Origin of the sequence: Sphingobium yanoikuyae (genome assembly GCF_034424525.1) — a bacterium.
GTDB lineage: Bacteria > Pseudomonadota > Alphaproteobacteria > Sphingomonadales > Sphingomonadaceae > Sphingobium > Sphingobium yanoikuyae.
In genome coordinates this window covers 4,732,677-4,750,982 of the sequence record NZ_CP139979.1, presented here as the reverse complement: position 1 = coordinate 4,750,982, position 18,306 = coordinate 4,732,677, and the positions used below count along the sequence as shown (strand labels likewise).

At 66.3% G+C, this 18,306-nt stretch carries 19 protein-coding genes; 6 read left to right on the top strand and 13 right to left on the bottom strand.

The window, feature by feature from the left end:
- The first annotated feature begins 40 nt into the window (after window positions 1–40).
- Window positions 41–970 carry a family 43 glycosylhydrolase gene (locus tag U0025_RS22090; protein WP_004209748.1) on the top strand — a complete coding sequence of 310 codons (930 nt, stop codon included), beginning with the start codon at window positions 41–43 and terminating at the stop codon, window positions 968–970.
- 37 nt (window positions 971–1,007) lie between these two features.
- Here U0025_RS22090 and U0025_RS22085 read toward each other — a convergent pair whose 3' ends face one another.
- Together U0025_RS22085 and U0025_RS22080 are read right to left on the bottom strand one after the other, a co-directional pair.
- Entirely contained in the window at window positions 1,008–1,190 is a 183-nt protein-coding gene (locus U0025_RS22085; protein WP_004209747.1) for a hypothetical protein, read from the bottom strand.
- A 5-nt stretch (window positions 1,191–1,195) separates the two neighbouring features.
- A complete protein-coding gene (locus U0025_RS22080; RefSeq protein ID WP_004209746.1) occupies window positions 1,196–2,485 on the bottom strand; it encodes an adenylosuccinate synthase in 1,290 nt (429 codons plus the stop codon).
- A gap of 228 nt (window positions 2,486–2,713) precedes the next feature.
- On the opposite strand from U0025_RS22080, the gene U0025_RS22075 reads away from it, so the two are divergent.
- Window positions 2,714–3,571, top strand: coding sequence for an alpha/beta hydrolase (locus U0025_RS22075; RefSeq protein ID WP_004209745.1), 858 nt, complete (start codon window positions 2,714–2,716; stop codon window positions 3,569–3,571).
- On the opposite strand, the gene U0025_RS22070 is transcribed toward U0025_RS22075, so the two are convergent.
- From U0025_RS22070 to U0025_RS22060, 3 genes are all read right to left on the bottom strand, one after another.
- Window positions 3,565–4,695 carry an ATP phosphoribosyltransferase regulatory subunit gene (locus U0025_RS22070; protein WP_004209744.1) on the bottom strand — a complete coding sequence of 377 codons (1,131 nt, stop codon included), beginning with the start codon at window positions 4,693–4,695 and terminating at the stop codon, window positions 3,565–3,567. The genes U0025_RS22075 and U0025_RS22070 overlap by 7 nt on opposite strands.
- A 177-nt stretch (window positions 4,696–4,872) precedes the next feature.
- Entirely contained in the window at window positions 4,873–6,453 is a 1,581-nt protein-coding gene (serA, locus tag U0025_RS22065) for a phosphoglycerate dehydrogenase (protein ID WP_004209743.1), read from the bottom strand.
- Window positions 6,454–6,591: 138 nt separating this feature from the next.
- Window positions 6,592–7,752, bottom strand: coding sequence for a phosphoserine transaminase (locus U0025_RS22060; protein WP_004209742.1), 1,161 nt, complete (start codon window positions 7,750–7,752; stop codon window positions 6,592–6,594).
- A 160-nt stretch (window positions 7,753–7,912) separates the two neighbouring features.
- Here U0025_RS22060 and U0025_RS22055 point away from each other — a divergent pair, with 160 nt between their 5' ends.
- The 4 genes from U0025_RS22055 to dapD all read left to right on the top strand — a co-directional run bounded on the left by U0025_RS22055 (window position 7,913) and on the right by dapD (window position 11,173).
- Window positions 7,913–8,611 (top strand): extensin family protein, encoded by a 699-nt coding sequence (locus tag U0025_RS22055; protein ID WP_037490824.1) that lies wholly within the window; start codon window positions 7,913–7,915, stop codon window positions 8,609–8,611.
- A gap of 111 nt (window positions 8,612–8,722) precedes the next feature.
- Window positions 8,723–9,601, top strand: a complete 879-nt coding sequence (locus U0025_RS22050) for an LOG family protein (RefSeq protein ID WP_004209740.1) — start codon at window positions 8,723–8,725, stop codon at window positions 9,599–9,601.
- A 64-nt stretch (window positions 9,602–9,665) separates the two neighbouring features.
- Window positions 9,666–10,337, top strand: coding sequence for a pyrimidine 5'-nucleotidase (locus tag U0025_RS22045; RefSeq protein ID WP_004209739.1), 672 nt, complete (start codon window positions 9,666–9,668; stop codon window positions 10,335–10,337).
- The gene (gene dapD, locus U0025_RS22040) at window positions 10,334–11,173 is read left to right on the top strand and encodes a 2,3,4,5-tetrahydropyridine-2,6-dicarboxylate N-succinyltransferase (RefSeq protein WP_004209737.1); all 840 of its coding nucleotides are present in this window, start codon (window positions 10,334–10,336) and stop codon (window positions 11,171–11,173) included. Before U0025_RS22045 ends, dapD begins: the two co-directional genes overlap by 4 nt.
- 28 nt (window positions 11,174–11,201) lie before the next feature.
- Here the strand turns inward: dapD and cobU are convergent, their stop codons facing one another.
- From cobU to U0025_RS22000, 8 genes are read right to left on the bottom strand one after another with little or no spacing between them, the layout of a single operon-like run.
- Window positions 11,202–11,708, bottom strand: a complete 507-nt coding sequence (cobU, locus tag U0025_RS22035) for a bifunctional adenosylcobinamide kinase/adenosylcobinamide-phosphate guanylyltransferase (RefSeq protein WP_004209735.1) — start codon at window positions 11,706–11,708, stop codon at window positions 11,202–11,204.
- Window positions 11,705–12,658, bottom strand: coding sequence for an adenosylcobinamide-phosphate synthase CbiB (gene cbiB, locus U0025_RS22030; protein ID WP_004209733.1), 954 nt, complete (start codon window positions 12,656–12,658; stop codon window positions 11,705–11,707). Before cbiB ends, cobU begins: the two co-directional genes overlap by 4 nt.
- Window positions 12,651–13,634, bottom strand: a complete 984-nt coding sequence (gene cobD, locus U0025_RS22025; protein ID WP_004209732.1) for a threonine-phosphate decarboxylase CobD — start codon at window positions 13,632–13,634, stop codon at window positions 12,651–12,653. The genes cbiB and cobD overlap by 8 nt, the downstream gene beginning before the upstream one ends.
- A complete protein-coding gene (locus tag U0025_RS22020; protein ID WP_004209731.1) occupies window positions 13,631–14,350 on the bottom strand; it encodes an adenosylcobinamide-GDP ribazoletransferase in 720 nt (239 codons plus the stop codon). The genes cobD and U0025_RS22020 overlap by 4 nt, the downstream gene beginning before the upstream one ends.
- Window positions 14,347–14,916, bottom strand: coding sequence for a histidine phosphatase family protein (locus U0025_RS22015; RefSeq protein ID WP_004209730.1), 570 nt, complete (start codon window positions 14,914–14,916; stop codon window positions 14,347–14,349). The genes U0025_RS22020 and U0025_RS22015 overlap by 4 nt, the downstream gene beginning before the upstream one ends.
- Window positions 14,913–15,926: a nicotinate-nucleotide--dimethylbenzimidazole phosphoribosyltransferase gene (gene cobT / locus U0025_RS22010; RefSeq protein ID WP_004209728.1), complete on the bottom strand. Its 1,014-nt coding sequence runs from the start codon at window positions 15,924–15,926 to the stop codon at window positions 14,913–14,915. Before cobT ends, U0025_RS22015 begins: the two co-directional genes overlap by 4 nt.
- Window positions 15,923–16,330, bottom strand: a complete 408-nt coding sequence (locus tag U0025_RS22005) for a DUF1636 domain-containing protein (RefSeq protein WP_004209727.1) — start codon at window positions 16,328–16,330, stop codon at window positions 15,923–15,925. The genes cobT and U0025_RS22005 overlap by 4 nt, the downstream gene beginning before the upstream one ends.
- Window positions 16,330–18,285, bottom strand: coding sequence for a TonB-dependent receptor plug domain-containing protein (locus U0025_RS22000; protein WP_004209726.1), 1,956 nt, complete (start codon window positions 18,283–18,285; stop codon window positions 16,330–16,332). The genes U0025_RS22005 and U0025_RS22000 overlap by 1 nt, the downstream gene beginning before the upstream one ends.
- Window positions 18,286–18,306 lie beyond the last annotated feature (21 nt).

Below are 18,306 nucleotides of genomic sequence, written 5' to 3'. Positions count from 1 at the left end.
ACGCCATCATCATATCAGATATCGATCAGGGAGGATGCGGATGAAGAGGATGGCGCTGCTGGCCTGCATGGGCCTGCTGATGGCCAATGGCGAGGTCGAACCGGGCAAGCCGATCAGCCCGCGCTTTGCCGGTGATCCGTCGCCGCATTGGTTCGACGATCGCTGGTATCTCTATGCCACCGACGACGCATCCAATTCCGGCCGCTACTGGGACAGCACAAGCTGGCGCCTCTACAGTTCGACCGACATGAAAAGCTGGCAGGATGACGGCGCCTTCCTCGACGTCACCACCTTCCAATGGGCACGCCCCGATGCCAAAGCCTGGGCCCCTGAAGTCGCCCAACGCAACGGACGCTATTATTTCTATGCGCCGATCGGCGGCGACCGGATCGGCGTTGCGGTGGCCGACCGCCCCCAGGGGCCTTATCGCGACGCGCGCGGCGACGCGTTGATCGACAAGGCGCGCGACGCCAATGCCGGCGCCGAGCCGATCGACCCCGCCGTCTTCATCGACACGGACGGACAGGCCTATCTCTATTTCGGCACCCGCGTGCCCAAGGTTGTGCGGCTGAAGCCCGACATGATCCATGTCGATGGTCCGATCATGGATGTCGTCGTCACCGGACTGCCGGCCAGCGACCCCAAGAAGAAATATGGCGAGGCGCCCTATCTCCACGCCCATGACGGCCGCTATTATTTTTGCTTCTCGACCGGCTGGCCCGGCCAGATCATCTATGGCACCGCCGCCTCGCCGCTCGGCCCCTTCGCTTATGGCGGGGTGATCCTCGACTATCTACCGATCTCGACCAATCATCAGGCGATCGTCGAGCGGGGCGGCAAGAGCTGGCTCTTCTATCATGACAGGCTGTTGCCCGGCGGTGGCGATCATCGGCGCTCGATCACCATCGCCCCGCTGACCTATGCCAAGGACGGGGCCATCCTGCCGGTCGAGCGCCACGCCCCGAAATGAGGAAGGGCCGGACGTTTCCGCCCGGCCTCTCAATCTCTCAGCGCAGCTTGGCGATCGACAGCCCGTCCTGCTTGGCGCGGGTCTTCACCGATTCCTCGCTGCGGGTCAGCGCCTTGGCGATCGCCTTCAGCGCCATGCCCTTCTTGGCGAGCGTGTGCAGTTTCTGGACCTCATCCTGGGTCCAGGGCTGCTTGTGCCGCTCGAAGCGTTCGCCGGCCATGCCCCTTAATCCGCGAAGGGATCGCGGACGAGGATGGTGTCGTCGCGTTCCGGGCTGGTCGACACGAGCGTGACCGGGCAGCCGATCAGTTCCTCGATACGGCGGATATATTTGATCGCCTGTGCCGGAAGCTCCGCCCAGCTGCGCGCGCCGGCCGTGGTTTCGCTCCAGCCAGCGATGCTTTCATAGATCGGCTCGGCCTTGGCCTGGTCCTGCGCATGGGCAGGCAGATAATCAAAGCTCTGGTCGCCGATCTTGTAGCCGACACAGATCTTCAGTTCCTCGAAGCCGTCGAGCACGTCGAGCTTGGTCAGCGCAATGCCGGTCACGCCCGAAACCGCGACCGACTGGCGCACCAGCACCGCATCGAACCAGCCACAGCGGCGCTTGCGGCCGGTGACGGTGCCGAACTCATGGCCACGCTCGCCCAGGCGCTGGCCGACGTCATTTTCCTGCTCGGTCGGGAACGGGCCGGAACCGACGCGGGTGGTATAGGCCTTGACGATGCCCAGCACGAAGCCGGCGCCATTGGGGCCAAGGCCGGTGCCGCTCGCCGCCGTGCCCGCCACCGTGTTGGACGAGGTGACGAAGGGATAGGTGCCATGGTCGATATCGAGCAGCGTGCCCTGCGCGCCTTCGAACAGGATGCGCTTGCCTTCCGATTTCGCCTTGTTGAGCGTCAGCCAGACGGGCTTGACGAAGGGCAGGATGAAGGCGGCGATCTCGGTCAGGTCGGCCATCAGCTGGGCGCGGTCGATCGGCGCTTCACCGAAGCCGGCGCGCAGCGCATCATGATGCGCGGTCAGCCGATCAATCTGCAGGTCGAGATCGTCGAGATGGGCCAGATCGCACACGCGGATGGCGCGGCGGCCGACCTTGTCCTCATAGGCCGGGCCGATGCCGCGACGGGTGGTGCCGATCTTGCCGGCGCCCGACGCATCCTCGCGCAGACCGTCGAGGTCGCGATGGAAGGGCAGGATCAGCGGGCAGGTTTCGGCGATCTGCAGGTTTTCCGGTGTGATCTCGACGCCCTGGCCCTTCAGCTTCGCGACCTCGTCACGGAAGTGCCAGGGGTCCAGCACCACGCCATTGCCGATTACCGACAGCGTGCCGCGCACGATGCCCGACGGCAGCAGCGAGAGCTTGTAGACCTTCTCGCCGACGACCAGCGTGTGGCCGGCATTATGGCCGCCCTGGAAACGGGCGACGACATCCGCGCGCTCCGACAGCCAGTCGACGATCTTGCCCTTGCCTTCGTCACCCCACTGGGCGCCGATCACGGTTACATTTGCCATGGATACACTCCTCCGCCCGCCGCGCGGACCGGCCATGCCCTTCGACGGGACTCGGCATGCCGGTGGAATAGGATGGGCGGGGTACGCCCTGTGCGGGGCGCGCGTTAGCCGGGCATGGCCGATGCGTCAAGGTTGGAGACACATTACACTTTGATACCAGGTGCCGACTTTACGGCGCGATGCGCCCTCGCGATCATGGCGTCGCAGGGGCAGCGAAGGACGATCCATATGCGCAGACGGCTGATTCCCATCCTGATTCTCTCCCTGCTCGCGGGCACGCCGCTGGCCGCGCAGGCCCAGACCGCCGCCGCACCGCAGGCCATGACCTATGGCCGCGATCCGCTACAGGCGATCGACTTCTGGCCGGGCAAGGGCACGAAGGCACCGCTGGTTATCTTCGTCCATGGCGGCGGCTGGAAACGCGGCAGCAAGGACAATGCCACCGGCGCGGCCAAGGCCCCCCATTATACCGGCCTGGGCTATGCCTTCGCCTCGATCAATTACCGGCTGGTTCCCGATGCCACGGTTGAGCAGCAGGCACAGGACGTCGCAGACGCGGTCGCCCATCTGCGCAGCCAGGCGGTAACGCTGGGCATCGACCCCGGCCGTATCATTCTGATGGGCCATAGCGCCGGCGCGCACCTCGTCGCGCTGGTCGGCACCGATATGCGCTATTTCGCCAAGGCCGCGCTGAAGCCCGATGCCGTGCGCGGCATCATCGCACTGGATGGCGCGGCTTATGACGTGCCAACGCAGATGGCGCAGGGCGGCCGATTCATGGCGAAAACCTATGAACAGGCGTTCGGCACCGATCCGGCGCGGCAGAAGGCGCTATCGCCGACCTTGCAGGCGGCAAAGCCCAATGCCCCCGATTTCCTGCTGCTCCATGTCGATCGGGTCGACGGCACCGCCCAGTCCAATGCGCTCGCCGCCGCGCTGCGCAAGGCCGGCACGCCAGTGGATATCCATGCGCTCCCCGGACGCGGGCTGCGCGGCCATATGCAGATCAACCGCGAGATGGGCGATGCCGACTATGCCGGCACCGGCATCGTGGACGCCTGGCTGCGTCGCCTGTTCGGTCAGTAGGCGCGGGGCTCGCTGCCATCCAGCCAGTGCGAGCAGCGCTGGGCAGCGCCATCTTCGCCGTCCGCCAGGGCCGCAACCGTGTGCCAGCCCTCGGCCCGCAGCGCTGCCGCGCGCACGACATCATGGCCGACCGGCAGGAACAGGCGCTTGGGCCGTTCGTCGCCAAAGCCCGCGTCGATCAGCGGATCGGGATAGAGCGAAAAGCCCATGGCGGGCTCATCCGTTTCGCCAGCACGAGCAATGGCATAGCTGCCGCCACGGCCGATCTCACCGATGAAACCCTCGGCAAAGATGGAGAAGCCAAACCAGTTCTGGAATTCGAAACCGTGCCGTTCGGTCGGGTCGAGGGTCAGGGTGATGTCCCAGCCGATCGGCTTGGCAATGGCGCGCAGGCCCGCGATTCGGCTGTCGATGGCGCCGCCCAGCTGCGCACTGAACGCCTCCAGCCGTTCCATCGCGGCATGGAAGGGGCCGGTCGCCTCGATCAGCGGCAGATAGGCGGCGGCGGCCGGGCTGATCGCCACCAGCGCGCCGGCATCCTTGGCGTCCAGTTCGGCGCGCACGGCTTCCAGTTCCTCCGCCCCCAGCGGCAACGGGCCAGCAGCCAGCGCGTCGATCAGGTCGGGCAAGGTGAAATCGATGGTGATGCCGGTAACGCCGGCTGCGGTGAGCGCTTCGATCGCGATATTGACGATCTCGACCGCAGCGGCGGCGCTGTCGCTGCCGATCAGTTCGGCGCCCAGCTGCATCTTCTCGCGCTCGGGGCGCAGTTGGCTCGCCTTCTGGCGGATCACCGGCCCGGCATAGGACAGGCGCAGCGGACGTGGCGCGCTGCGCAGGCGGGTGGCGGCGATGCGACCGACCTGCGCGGTCATGTCGGGGCGGAAGGCCAAAGTGCGCTGCGACACCGGATCGACGGCGCGGACCAGATCCTGCGCGCGCATCGACTTGAGCCGCTGGGTCAGCGTATCCTCGAACTCCGCCAGCGGCGGCATGACCCGTTCATAACCATGGGTCGCGACCGTATCGAGCACGCGGCGCGCCAGGCGCGCGGAAGCTTCGGCCTGCGGCGGCAGGCGATCGGAAAGTCCTTCAGGAAGAAGGCCGGGCGGGATCATGGTCATGGGACAGGCCCTTTAGCGGAATTTTGGGGTTAGGCCATCCCCTACCCCCGTTCGGTTCGAGCTTGTCGAGAACTGTTCTCGACAACGCTTCTCGACAAGCTCGAAGCCTGTCCTGAGCGCCTGCCTTGCAGGCAGTCGAAGGGCTGCTCGAACCGAACGGCAGATATTTAGGTCAGCTTAGGCGAAGCGCAGCAACTTCACCTGCTTCACGCCGGCGAGGTTGCAGATCGCCCAGCGCAGCGGTTCGGTGACGGTGCCGTCGACCGACAGCAGCAGCACGGCTTCACCGCCCTGGTTGCGACGGCCCAGGTGGAAGGTGCCGATATTGACGTCCGACTCGCCCAGCTTCGAGCCCAGGCGACCGATGAAGCCCGGCGCGTCCTGGTTGACGATGTAGAGCATGTGGCCGTCGAGATCGGCTTCGACCTTGATGCCGAACAGCTCGACCAGACGCGGCTGGGCATGGCCGAACAGCGTGCCGGCGACCGACTTGTCGCCCGCTTCGGTCGAAACGGTGACGCGCACCAGCGTCTGATAGTCGCCCTCGCGGTCATGGCGCACTTCACGCACGTCCAGGCCACGCTCCTTCGCCAGGAAGGGCGCGTTGACCATGTTCACCGTGTCCGAATAGACGCGCATCAGGCCGGCCAGCACCGCGGCGGTGATCGGCTTCTGGTTCAGCTCGGCGGCATGGCCCTCGACCTCGACTGCCACGCCGGTGATGGCATCGCCTTCGAGCTGGCCGATCAGGCTACCCAGCTTTTCCGCCAGCGCCATATAGGGCTTGAGCTTGGGTGCTTCCTCGGCCGACAGGCTCGGCACGTTCAGCGCGTTGGTGATGCCGCCATCGAGCAGATAGTCGCTGAGCTGTTCAGCCACCTGCAGCGCGACATTGACCTGCGCTTCGTCGGTCGATGCGCCCAGATGCGGGGTGCAGATGAAGTTCGGCGTGCCGAACAGCGGCGATTCCTTGGCCGGCTCGGTCTGGAACACGTCGAGCGCGGCGCCCGCGACATGGCCCGAATCCAGCGCATCCTTCAGCGCCGCTTCGTCGATCAGGCCGCCACGGGCACAGTTGACGATGCGCACGCCCTTCTTGGTCTTGGCCAGATTTTCCTTCGACAGGATGTTGCGGGTCTGGTCGGTCAGCGGCGTGTGCAGCGTGATGAAGTCGGCCTTCGCCAGCAGCGTGTCGAGATCGGCCTTTTCCACGCCCATTTCGACGGCACGTTCCGGCGTCAGGAAGGGGTCGAAGGCAACGACCTTCATCTTGAGGCCCAGCGCGCGGCTGGCGACGATCGACCCGATATTGCCCGCGCCAATGAGGCCCAGCACCTTGCCGGTGACTTCCACGCCCATGAAGCCGTTCTTGGGCCACAGGCCCTGCTGCGTCTGGGCATTGGCCTCGGGGATCTGGCGGGCCAGCGCGAACATCATCGCAATGGCATGTTCGGCGGTGGTGATCGAGTTGCCGAACGGCGTGTTCATCACGATCACGCCCTGGGCCGAGGCGGCCGGGATGTCGACATTGTCGACGCCGATGCCGGCGCGGCCGATGACCTTGAGGTTGGTCGCGGCGTCCAGGATCGCCTTGGTCACCTTGGTCGAGGAGCGGATGGCAAGGCCATCATAGGCGCCGATCATCGCGGCCAGTTCTTCCGGCGTCTGGCCGGTGATGACGTCGACCTCGACGCCACGCTCGCGGAAGATCGCGGCGGCGCGGGGGTCCATCTTGTCGGAAATGAGAACCTTGGGCATGGAAATATCCTTCTGGAATATCTGTAACCGTTCGGGCTGAGCGAAGTCGAAGCCCTCCACTGAGCGAAGCGAAGTGGCCTCCCTATCGGTCGGCCGAGCCCTTCGACTTCGCTCAGGGCGATCGGAATTTAAATGAAGTTAGGCAGCCTTGGTCTGGGCGTAGGCCCAGTCGAGCCACGGGCCGAGCGCCTCGATATCGGCGGTCTCGACGGTCGCGCCGCACCAGATGCGCAGGCCGGCCGGGGCATCGCGATAGCCCGCGACGTCATAGGCCGCGCCTTCCTTCTCGAGCAGGCCGGCGAAGGCCTTGATGAAGGCTTCGTCGGCACCCTCGACGGTCAGGCAGACGCTGGTGGTCGAGCGCGAGGCTTCGTCGACGGCGAGATGGCCGAGCCAGTCGCGTTCGGCGACGATCTTGCCCAGCGCCGCCGCATTGGCGTTGCTGCGCGCGATCAGGCCATTGAGGCCGCCCAGCGACTTGCCCCATTCGAGCGCGAAGATCGCGTCCTCGACAGCCAGCATCGACGGGGTGTTGATGGTTTCGCCCTTGAACACGCCTTCGGCCAGCTTGCCCTTGGCCATCAGGCGGAACACCTTGGGCAGCGGCCAGGCCGGGGTGTGGTTTTCCAGACGCTCGACCGCGCGGGGGCCAAGGATCAGCACGCCATGGCCGCCCTCGCCGCCCAGAACCTTCTGCCAGGAGAAGGTGGCGACGTCGATCTTGGTCCAGTCGATCTCATAGGCGAAGACCGCGCTGGTGGCGTCGGCGAAGGTCAGGCCCTCGCGGTCGGCCGGGATCCAGTCGGCATTGGGCACGCGCACACCCGAGGTGGTGCCGTTCCAGGTGAAGAGCACGTCGTTCGAGAAGTCGACGGTGGTGAGATCGGGCAGTTGGCCATAGTCGGCACGGATCACGGTGGGATCGAGCTTCAGCTGCTTGGCGGCGTCCGTCACCCAGCCTTCGCCGAAGCTTTCCCAGGCCAGCGTCGTCACCGGGCGGGCGCCCAGCATCGTCCACATCGCCATTTCGAAGGCGCCGGTGTCGCTACCCGGCACGATGCCGATGCGGTGAGTGTCGGGCAGGTTCAGCAGCTCGCGCATCAGGTCGATGCTGTAGGCGAGGCGGGTCTTGCCGATCTTGGCGCGGTGCGAACGGCCGAGCGACTCGGTGGCCAGCTTGGCGGCATCCCAACCCGGAGGCTTGGCGCAGGGACCGGAAGAGAAAAAGGGGCGAGCCGGACGGTTGGCAGGCTTTGCGACAGGCGCAATGGTGGCGTCAACGGCAGTCAGATCAGTCATGTAATGCGTCTCCTTGCAGAGAGCACGCGCGGCGTTGGGACCGCGTGGCCCGTCGGCCGCCCTAAAGATTTCCGAAAAAGAGTCAAGCCGCAGCAAAATGCGACGAAATGACAGCGCCGTTAACCCATCGGCCCGGAAAGCCGTGGTAAATGCGGGATTGATGGTAGAGCGGGCGACGAAATATTCGGTATGGCGCAGCGCGGCCCTGGCCGCGACGATGGCGAGCATGCTGGCCGCCTGCAGTGGCGACCTGGTGCCCAAGGGGCGAGTCGCGCGTGCATCCAAACCGGTGAAGAGCGCGCGCCCGACCACCCCGCCCGCGCCGCCGCCGCTCGAAACCCGGCAATGCTTCGCCAAGCTGCAATCCCAGTCGGTCGCCTTCACCCCCCTGCCCGATCAGAATTTCGGTGGCGGATGCAGCGCGATCGGCAGCGTCAAACTGCTCGACATCGGTGTGCCGACCTCGGGCCTGGGCGCCATGACCTGCAACCTTGCCGCCAATTTCGCCGCCTGGTCGCGCTATGCCGTGCAGCCCGCCGCCCGGCTGATCCTGGGCGCGGAGATCGAGAAGATCGAGACATTCGGCACCTATAATTGCCGGCCGATCGCGGGCAGCGGCAAGCTCAGCGAACATGCCCACAGCAATGCGATCGATGTATCCGCCTTCGTCCTGAGCGACGGGCGGCGGATCAGCGTCGAGAAGGACTGGCATGGCGACAAGCGCACCCGCCAGTTTCTGGAAGTGGTCCATGCCAGCGCCTGCAAGCGGTTCAACACGGTGCTGTCGCCCGACTATAACGCCGCCCATCATGACCATTTCCATTTCGACATGGGCGGTCGCGGCGGTTTCTGCCGCTGAGCGGGAATCACAAAGGCGGCGGCTATTGCCGCTGAGCGGAAATAGCCAACTTGGCGGATTTTCCCGCTAACGGTCTTGGCATTGTCACCTGCCGCGCCTAGCTTGTTGGGAATGACCAAGAAAGAAATTGAAGAACGCAAATTCCGCCCCGCACGCCAGGAAGCGGACGACGCCAGAAAGGCGATCGAAACCCCCCAGACCAGCAGCGCCGCTTACAAGCTCGCCTTCCAGGACAATGAGTTCCTGCTGCGCGAGGATCTGCGCCCGGTACGGTTCCAGCTCGAATTGCTCAAACCCCAGTTGCTGATGGACGAGGCGCGGATCGAATCCACCTTCGTCTTCTACGGCTCTGCCCGAATTCCCGAACCCGATCAGGTCCAGGCGCGCATCGACGCGGCCACCACGCCCGAACAGAAGAAGATTGCCGAAAATCTGGGCAAGAAGGCCCGCTATTATGAGGAAGCGCGCAAGCTGGCGCGGATCGCGGCGCAATATCCGGTGAACGCCGCGGGTTGCCGCCACTTCGTCGTCTGCTCGGGCGGCGGTCCCTCGATCATGGAAGCGGCCAATCGCGGCGCGGTCGATGTCGGCCAGACCACGATCGGCATGAACATCGTGCTGCCGCATGAACAGGCGCCCAATTTGTTCGTCACGCCAGAGCTGAGCTTCCAGTTCCACTATTTCGCGCTGCGCAAGATGCATTTCCTGCTGCGCGCCCGCGCGCTCGCGGTCTTCCCCGGCGGCTTCGGCACGTTCGACGAGATGTTCGAACTGCTGACGCTCATCCAGACCGGCAAGATGAAGCCGATCCCGATCCTGCTGTTCGGCAAGGATTTCTGGAACAAGGTGGTGGATTTCGAGGCGCTGGCCGATGAGGGCGTGATTTCGCACAATGACCTCAACCTGCTGACCTGGGTCGAGACGGCCGAGGACGCCTGGGCTGCGGTCCAGGACTTCTATCACGACAGCGAAGCGCCCGGCTGCGGCTGATGCGGCCGATCCATGGGGTCTTTGCGCCCTTGCCCTAATCCCCGCCGGGGATTAGGGCCCGGCCATGCGCGCGGACCTGGCCCATGTCGACACCTGGATCTTCGATCTGGACAATACGCTCTATCCGGCGAAGGCGGACCTGTTCGCGCTGATCGACGTGAAGATGGGCGAATATATTCAGGGCCTGCTGGGCTGCGACCCGGCCGAGGCGCGGATCGTCCAGAAACGCTATTTCATGGAGCATGGCACGACCCTGTCGGGGCTGATGCACCATCATGGCATCGAGCCGCGCGAATTTCTCGACTATGTCCATGACATCTCGATGGAGCGGCTGGCGGTCGACACTGCCCTCAACGCCCATATCGCCGCCCTGCCCGGCCGCCGGCTGATCTTCACCAATGGCGACGCGACCTATGCCGGCCGCGTGCTCGACCGGCTGGGCCTTGCCGGCGCGTTCGAGCTGATCCACGACATCCATGCCTGCCGTTATGTGCCCAAGCCCGATCCGTCGGGCTATGCGGAACTGTGCAGCGTCCACGCCGTCGACCCGACCCGCGCTGCCTTTTTCGAGGACATGGCCCGCAATCTGAAGCCCGCCAAGGCGATCGGCATGACCACCATCTGGGTCAATAACGGATCGGAAGCCGGCAATCACGACCATCATCCCGATTTCATCGATTTTGAAACCGACCATCTGACGCCGTTCCTGGCGGATATTTTTGGGGAAAGACCATGAGCCAAGACCTGATCGCGATCATCGACGCCGCCTGGGAGGACCGGGCCAATATCAACCTGTCGACCCAGGGCGACGTCCGCCAGGCGGTCGACAAGGCGCTGGCCTTGCTCGACAAGGGCGAACTGCGCGTTGCCGAGCCGACCGAAGCCGGCTGGCAGGTCAACCAGTGGGCGAAGAAGGCCGTGCTGCTTTCCTTCCGCCTCAACGACAATGTCATGATCGACAATGGTCCGGGCGCCGGCCACTGGTGGGACAAGGTGCCCAGCAAGTTCGCCGGCTGGGACGAGGCCGCCTTCCGCGCCGCCGGTTTCCGCGCTGTGCCGGGCAGCTTCGCCCGCGCCGGATCGCACATCGCCAAGAATGTCATCCTGATGCCCAGCTTCGTCAACATCGGCGCCTTCGTCGATGAAGGCACGATGGTCGACACCTGGGTGACGGTCGGCAGCTGCGCCCAGATCGGCAAGAATGTCCATCTGTCGGGCGGCGTCGGCATTGGCGGCGTGCTGGAACCGCTGCAGGCCGACCCGGTCATAATCGAGGATGACTGCTTCATCGGCGCCCGGTCGGAAGTCGTCGAGGGCGTGCGCATCGGCAAGGGGTCGGTGCTGTCGATGGGCGTGTTCATCGGCATGTCGACCAAGATCATCGACCGCGCCACCGGCGAAGTGTTCATGGGTGAAGTGCCGCCCTACTCGGTCGTCGTCCCCGGCTCGCTGCCCGGCAAGCCGCTGCCCGACGGCACGCCCGGCCCCAGCCTCTACTGCGCCGTGATCGTCAAGCGCGTCGATGCGCAAACCCGGTCGAAGACCGGCATCAACGAACTGCTGCGCGACTAATCGAGCGAGGGGGCGGTTCGCCGCCCCTTCACCCCTTGAGCGCGAGCGGCAGGCCCGCCGCGACAAAAACGACCCGACCCGCCACCGCCGCGACCCGCTGGTTCAACGTGCCGGCCAGATCGCGAAAGCGCCGCGCCAGCGCATTGTCGGGCACGATGCCCAATCCCACTTCATTGGCGACCAGGATGATCGCCCCGTCATGGGCCAGGATCGCGGCACAGAGCGCGTCGGCCGCGGCCTCGCCATCCCGATCCGCCAGCAGCATGTTGCTGGCCCACAATGTCAGGCAATCGACCAGCACGGTCTTGCCCCGCGCCGCCGCGATCGCGCCCGGCAGCTCGATCGGCGCCTCCACTGTTTCCCATTCCGGCCCGCGATCGGCCCGGTGCCGGGCAATCCGGTCGGCCATTTCCGCGTCCCAAATCTCGGCCGTGGCGATGAAGACGTGCGCGCCGGGCAGCGCTTCCGCCGCTGCCTGGGCATGGCGGCTCTTGCCCGATCGCGCGCCGCCCAGCACTAGCAGGCTGCTTGTCATATCATGTCTCCAGCAAATAGCGCCTGCAACCCGGCCACCAGCCAGAGCAGCAGGCAGGCCTGAACATAGATGGCCAGCGCCCAGCGTAGGTCGAGCGGATCGGCCTCGCTTCGCCCGCTGCCGATCCAGGGCTTGTCATGGCGCACGCCATCATAGCGGATCGGCCCGGCCAGTCGCAGGTCGAGTGCCCCCGCCATCGCCGCTTCGGGCCAGCCAGCATTGGGCGAGGCATGGTTGCGCGCGTCGCGCCACATCACCCGCCAGCCGCCCCCCCCGGCCAGACAGAGCAGGCAACCGGCCAGCCGCGCCGGGATAAGGTTCATGAGGTCATCGGTACGCGCCGCCGCCCAGCCGAACGGCCCCCAGGGCGCTTCGCGATGGCCGATCATGCTGTCAGCGGTGTTGACCGCCTTATAGGCCCAGACGCCCGGTAGGCCCAGCAACAGCAGCCAGAAGAAGGGCGCGACGACGCCATCGCAGAAGCTTTCCGCCAAACTCTCGATCGCGGCGCGGGTAACGCCGCTTTCATCGAGCGATTGCGTGTCGCGACCGACGATCATGCCGACCGCCTCCCGCGCCGCCGACAGATCATCGGCCGCCAGCGCGTGATGGACTGCGCGGACATGGCTATAGAGGCTGCGCAGCGCCAGCGCCGGATAGGCCAGCAGGCCGATCAGCAGCCAGCTCCACGGCTGCGGCAACCAGAGACGGAGCAGATACTGCACCAGCCATCCGCCACCGCCCGCGACCGACAGCAAAAGTAACAACGTTGCAATCCCGCCCATTTTCCGGGCGAGAGCGCTACGCGCCGGATCATTCCAACGCGCGGCACAATGATCGATGAGCTGCGCAAAGCTGCCGACCGGATGGCCGACCCGGCGATAGAGCGCCGCCGGCCAGCCGACCGCTGCATCGAGCGCGAGCGCCAGCAACGCAACCGGATCAGCCATGGCGCAGCGCCCGTTCCAGTCGGGCCAGGCCCATCGCGTCGGCCGGCAGGCCGATGCGCAGCCAATGCGGCTGACTATCGAAGGGCCGGGTCAAAATCGCCTGCCCTGCCAGCCGCTCGAACAGGGCCATGGCGTGGGGCGTTTCGATCAGGCGAAAGAGCGGGCTTTGGCCGATCGGTTGATAACCGTGGCCCAGCAGCAGCGCGTCGAGCGCCTGCGCCTCCCGCTGCAGCTGATCGCGCATCGCTTCTATCCAAGCTCTATCGCGATAGGCGGCCGTGCCAATGGCAATGGCGGCAGCCGACACCGGCCAGGCACCCAGCCTGTCCCGCACCCGCGCGATGATCGCACGCGGCGCCACCAGAAAGCCGAGGCGCAGGCCGGCAAGCCCGAAAAACTTGCCGAAGGAGCGCAGCAGCATGAGAGGGCGATCGTCGGCCACGAAGGGCGCCAGGCTGATGCCCGGATGGCCATCGGCAAAGGCCTCATCCACCACCAGCCAGCCGTCCGGCCCGCGCCGGTCGAGCAGGGCGAGCAGATCGGCCACGCCATGGACGCGCCCGTCGGGATTATTGGGATTGGCAAGGATCAGCGTCTGCCCGTCGGCTTCGTCCAGATGGCCGAGATCGACCGGCGCGGCGCCGGGCACCATCGCGCCATGGGTGCGATAGGCCGGGCTGGCATGGCGGACCGAACCGTCGAGCAATGTGCCAACGAGGCGCAGGCCCACCTCTGTCCCCGGCAGCGCGCAGACATGATCGGCAGCGGCGCCGAAATGATCGGCCGCCGCCTGTTCGAGCGCGCGCAGTCCCTGCTCGTCGGGCAAGGCGCGCCAGTCGATCGCCTGCTCGGCAGCGCCAGGCCAGGCATGGGGATTGATGCCTGTGGATAAGTCGAGCCAGCTTTCGGGCGCGCCACCGAAATGCGCGCTCGCCGCCGCGACACCGCCGCCATGCCAGGTCCAGCGCGTCGTCATGTCGTGCCGCCCGCGATCAGGACGACGAAAAGCAGCCCGCTTTCAACCAGTTCAATGCCCGCGCCATGGCCATCGCCGGAAATGCCGCCCAGCCTGCGCTTCAGCCACAGGCCCCAGACCAGCATCAGCAGCGGCGCCGCGAGCAGGGCCGGCAGCCACCAGGCGGCGATTATCAACAGACTTATCCACAGGGCGATGTGGATCGTTTTGACGGCATCGGCAAAGCGCGCGCCCAGCCCGGCATGCAGCGGCGGCAGCATCCGCGCCCACAGCAGCGGCCCGATCCGCGCGGCAAAGGGAATGAGCAGCAGCGGCAACATCATGCCCCGCTCGACCAGCGCATGGAGCAGCAGCAGCTTGACGATCAGTTGCAGGCCGATCGCCACCACGCCGAAACTGCCGACATGCGGGTCGGCCAGCACCGCCAGCAGCCGGTCGCGCCCCTTATGCACCGCGCCGCAGGCATCGGCGATGTCTCCCAAGCCGTCGAGATGCAGCGCCCCGGTCACGCCAACCCAGCAGAGCAGCCCGGCCAGCGCCCCGATCCAGGGATCGATGCGAACAGCAAGATTGACGGCGAACATGACAGATAGACCGACAATCGCGCCGACCGCCGGAAACCATCGGATCGACCGTGCGAAGTCTGTCTCGTTCGCTGTCACCTTCGTCATCGGCAGGCGGGTCAGAAACTGGATGGCAAGGACCAGCCCCTTCATGGGCGCAGGCCCGTGATGCGGGCGAGCGGCGGCTCCCCGGTCCAGCGTTCCAGCGACAGCAAGGCGGCATAGGGCAGGCCGAAGCTCCAGCTCTGCTGCACGCTAAACCCGCACAGATGGGCCAGCGCCGCGCGCATCGCCCCGCCATGGGTCAGCACCAATGTGGGCACGCGCGGCAGATCCTCGACCGCATCGGCGATCCGCCCCAGCAATGCCGTCCATCCCTCGCTGCCCGGCGGCGCGAAGCCATCGGGATCCTGCCAGAAACGGGCGAGCGCCTCGGGATCGACATCGGCCGGGGCCAGACCATCCCAGATGCCGAAATCCAGTTCCCGCCAGCGCGGATCGACCCATACCGGCAAACCGGCGCGCTCGCCGATCGCGGTTGCCGCCTGCCGGGCACGCTGCAGGTCGGACGTTACGATCATCTCGATCTCCAGCCCCTCCGCCTGCGCCAGACAGGCATCGATGCCCGCGCGCGTCGGCACGCTGTCGGTCCGCCCCAGCAACAGGCCGGGCGTCTCGGGCGCGCCATGCCGCAGCAGATGGAGCGGCATGCCCATCATGTCGCGGTCGACACCGCCGCCTCGGCAAAGGTCGCCATGCCGCTATGCGCGGCTACGGCCGCACGGACGATATTGGCCGCCACGGCAGCACCGCTGCCTTCGCCCAATCGCATGTCGAGGCGCAGCAGCGGTTCAAGGCCCATCCGCTCCAGCAGCAGGCCGTGGCCCGGCTCGGCCGAGCAATGACCGGCCAGGCAATGGTCGGCAAAGGCCGGCACCTGCGCCACCAGCGGCGCGATCGCGGCGCAACTGATGAAACCGTCGAGCAGGACCGGCACGCCCAGCTGGCGGGCGCGCAGCACCGCGCCGGCAATCGCCGCCAGTTCGCGTCCGCCCAGCCGGCGCAGTGTTTCAAAGGCGCTGTCCGGCGCTGCGGCGTGGAAGGCCAGCGCGCGATCGATCGTCGCGATCTTGCGCGCAATCCCCTCGCCATCGACGCCTGTGCCGGGACCAACCCAGTCACGCACCGCGCCGCCAAAGCTGCGCGCGCTCAGGGCTGCGGCGGCGGTCGAATTGCCGATCCCCATTTCGCCCACGACCAGCAGGTCCAGATCCTCTTCGGCGGCCGCCGCGCCGATCGACAACGCCGTCAGGCATTCCTCCTCGGTCATGGCCGGCGCGATGGTGAAGTCCGCCGTCGGCCTGTCCAGATCGATGGACCGGACCGCCAGCTCCAGCCCGGCCACGCCGGCCAGCGCATTGATCGCCGCGCCACCGGCGGCGAAATTGGCGACCATCTGGGCGGTCACGGCGGCGGGATAGGCGCTGACGCCATGGACGGTGAAGCCATGATTGCCGGCAAAGATCGCGGCACGCGCCCGCTTCAGGCGCGGCACCGCGCGCCCCTGCCAGCTTGCCATGAAGATCGCGACATCCTCCAGCCGGCCGAGCGCGCCGAGCGGCTTGGTCAGTTCCGCCTGCCGCGCGCGTGCAGCCGCGCTGGCCAGTTCCTCGGCCGGCGGCAGATTGGCCAGGGCATTTTCGAAATCGGTGATCGAGGCGAAGCTCATTCGACGACAAATCCTTCCGGCGGGGTACGGGTGATGAAATGGCCCTTCACCCCTTCGGGCCATTCGCGAAAGGCGACGCGGCCATGCTCGCTGGCGGCATAGGCAATGGCATAATCGAGGATCGCGCGCGCCGCATCGGCATCCGGGGTGAACCGCCCCATGACATAGCCGACCTTGCCCGGCGCGCGCAGATGGACGGTGCAATGATCCTGGCAGGCGAACAGGCAGGGCATGTCCTGCACCGCGACGGCGGCATAGCGCGGGTCGGAGGCCTGCACCGTGCGCAGCGCCTCCGCCAGCCGTGCCCCGCCACGCATGCCCTCCGCATCCTCCCGCATCGTCGCCGAATGACGGCAGGTATTGCAGGCGACGATGGCGGGGCCGGGTTCGACGGGGCGCAGCATCAGAAGCGCCCCCGGAAGCCGGCATAGATGCTGCGCCCAAGCGTGCCATAGCGATAGGCCGTCATATAGTTCTCGTCGAAGAGATTCTCGACGCGGGCGAACAGGCGCAACGCCGGGGTGAGCGCATATTCGGCGCGCAGGTCGACCAGCGTATAATCGTCCAGCCGCGTTGTGTTGGCCGCATTGTCATAGCTGTGGCCGGACCAGCGCACCGCCGCGCCGGTGGTAAGGCCGAAGGGCCAGGCATAGCTGATCGAACCATTGGCGCTGTTGCGCGGCCGACGCGGCAGCCAGTTGCCTTCGTTCGCGGTGCCGTCCGAACGATCCTCCGCCACGGTCCAGCTATAATTGCCGTCGATGGTCAGCCCCTTGACCGGCTCGACCGCCGCCTGCGCCTCTATCCCATGCGCCTTGGCGCGCGCGACATTGAGATAATAGCCATAGCGGCGGGTGGTGGTGCCGGGCGTGAAGCAGAGCGGATCGGTCGAGTTGGTGGAACAGCTATTATAGATGATCTGGTCGGTCGTGGTCCGGTCGAACCAGGTCGCGCCCAGCCGCAGTTTCTCGCCAAAGAAACGCTGCTCCGCGCCCGCTTCCCAGCCATGGGCGCGTTCGGGGTCGAGCGCCTGATTCCCATATTCGGAAAAGAGCTGATAGAGGGTCGGCGCCTTGAACCCCTCGCCATAGCTGGCGCGCAGCACCGTCCCGGTCGGCAGCGCCCAGACGCCACCGGTGGAAAAGAGGGTCCGGCCGCCATAGCGGTTATGATCGTCGTAGCGCAGCCCGCCGGTCAGGGTCAGGCCCGTAATCGGCTGGGCATTGAGCTGGCCATAGACGCTGGTGATCTCCGCCTTGCCGCGGGCCGGGTCGGGAATCGGCACCGAAAGCGACGCCGAAGGCGACACGCTGCGGAAGCGGCTATTCTCATTCTCCACCCCGAACAGCGCGGTCCAGCCATCGGCAATGGCAAAGCTGCCCTGATATTCGAGCCGCTGGTTGCGCCCCGCCGCGTCGAACGTCTGCTTGCGCTGGTTGCGCGGATCATAATTGTCGCGATCGGTGTCGGTATAGCCATAGCCGAAGCGGTTGCGGAAGCGGCCGTCGAGCAGTGCGACGTTAAGGCCGGCATAGCCGACAAATTCGCGATTGGTGCCATAGGCCGGGCTGTCCGCGCTGGTCGCGTCGAAATCGACCCGGCCATCGGAATAATAGCCGCGCAGGTCCGCGCTGATCCCGTCCGCCAGCGCGACCTCGACCCGGCCGGTGACGCTGCGGTTGGTGTAGCCGTCCTTCTCCTTGCCGCCAAAGGCCGGGCTGATCGCCGAAATGCCGTCGGTGGTGAAACTCTGGCCGCCGATCCGCCAGTTGACCGGGCCGGTCTTGCCGCCCAGCGCCGCACGGGCACTGACCGTGTCGCGCGACCCCGCCTCGATATCGAAGCTACCCTCCAGAGGCTGTTCGGGCATGGCGGTGACGACATTGACGACGCCACCGATCGCCTGACTGCCCCACAGGGTCGACTGGGGACCGCGCAGCACTTCTATGCGCGAGGCGTCGCCGACCAGCAGATTGGCGAAATTATAGCCGCCGCCGGCCGAGGACGGATCGTTGAGCTTGACGCCGTCGATCACGACCACGGTCTGGTCGGATTCCGCGCCACGAATGCGCAGCGACGTCGCCGTGCCATAGCCGCCATTGCGCGAGATGCTGACACCGGGCGCGCGCAACAGCAATTCGGTGACGCCCAGATCCTGCGCGCGGTCGATCGCCGCCTTGTCGAGCACGGTCACGGAGGCCGGCACCTGATCGGCCGGCGTGGCGAGGCGGGTCGCCGTGACGAGGATCGAACTGGCCCCGGCATCGGCGGCGGCATCGGGCGGTGGCGCCTGCTGCGCCTCTTCGGCGAAAGCGGTGGTGGAGAGAAGGAAAGAACAGAAAGTCAGATATTTGAACACATAAGCCCCCGGACGAGGTAC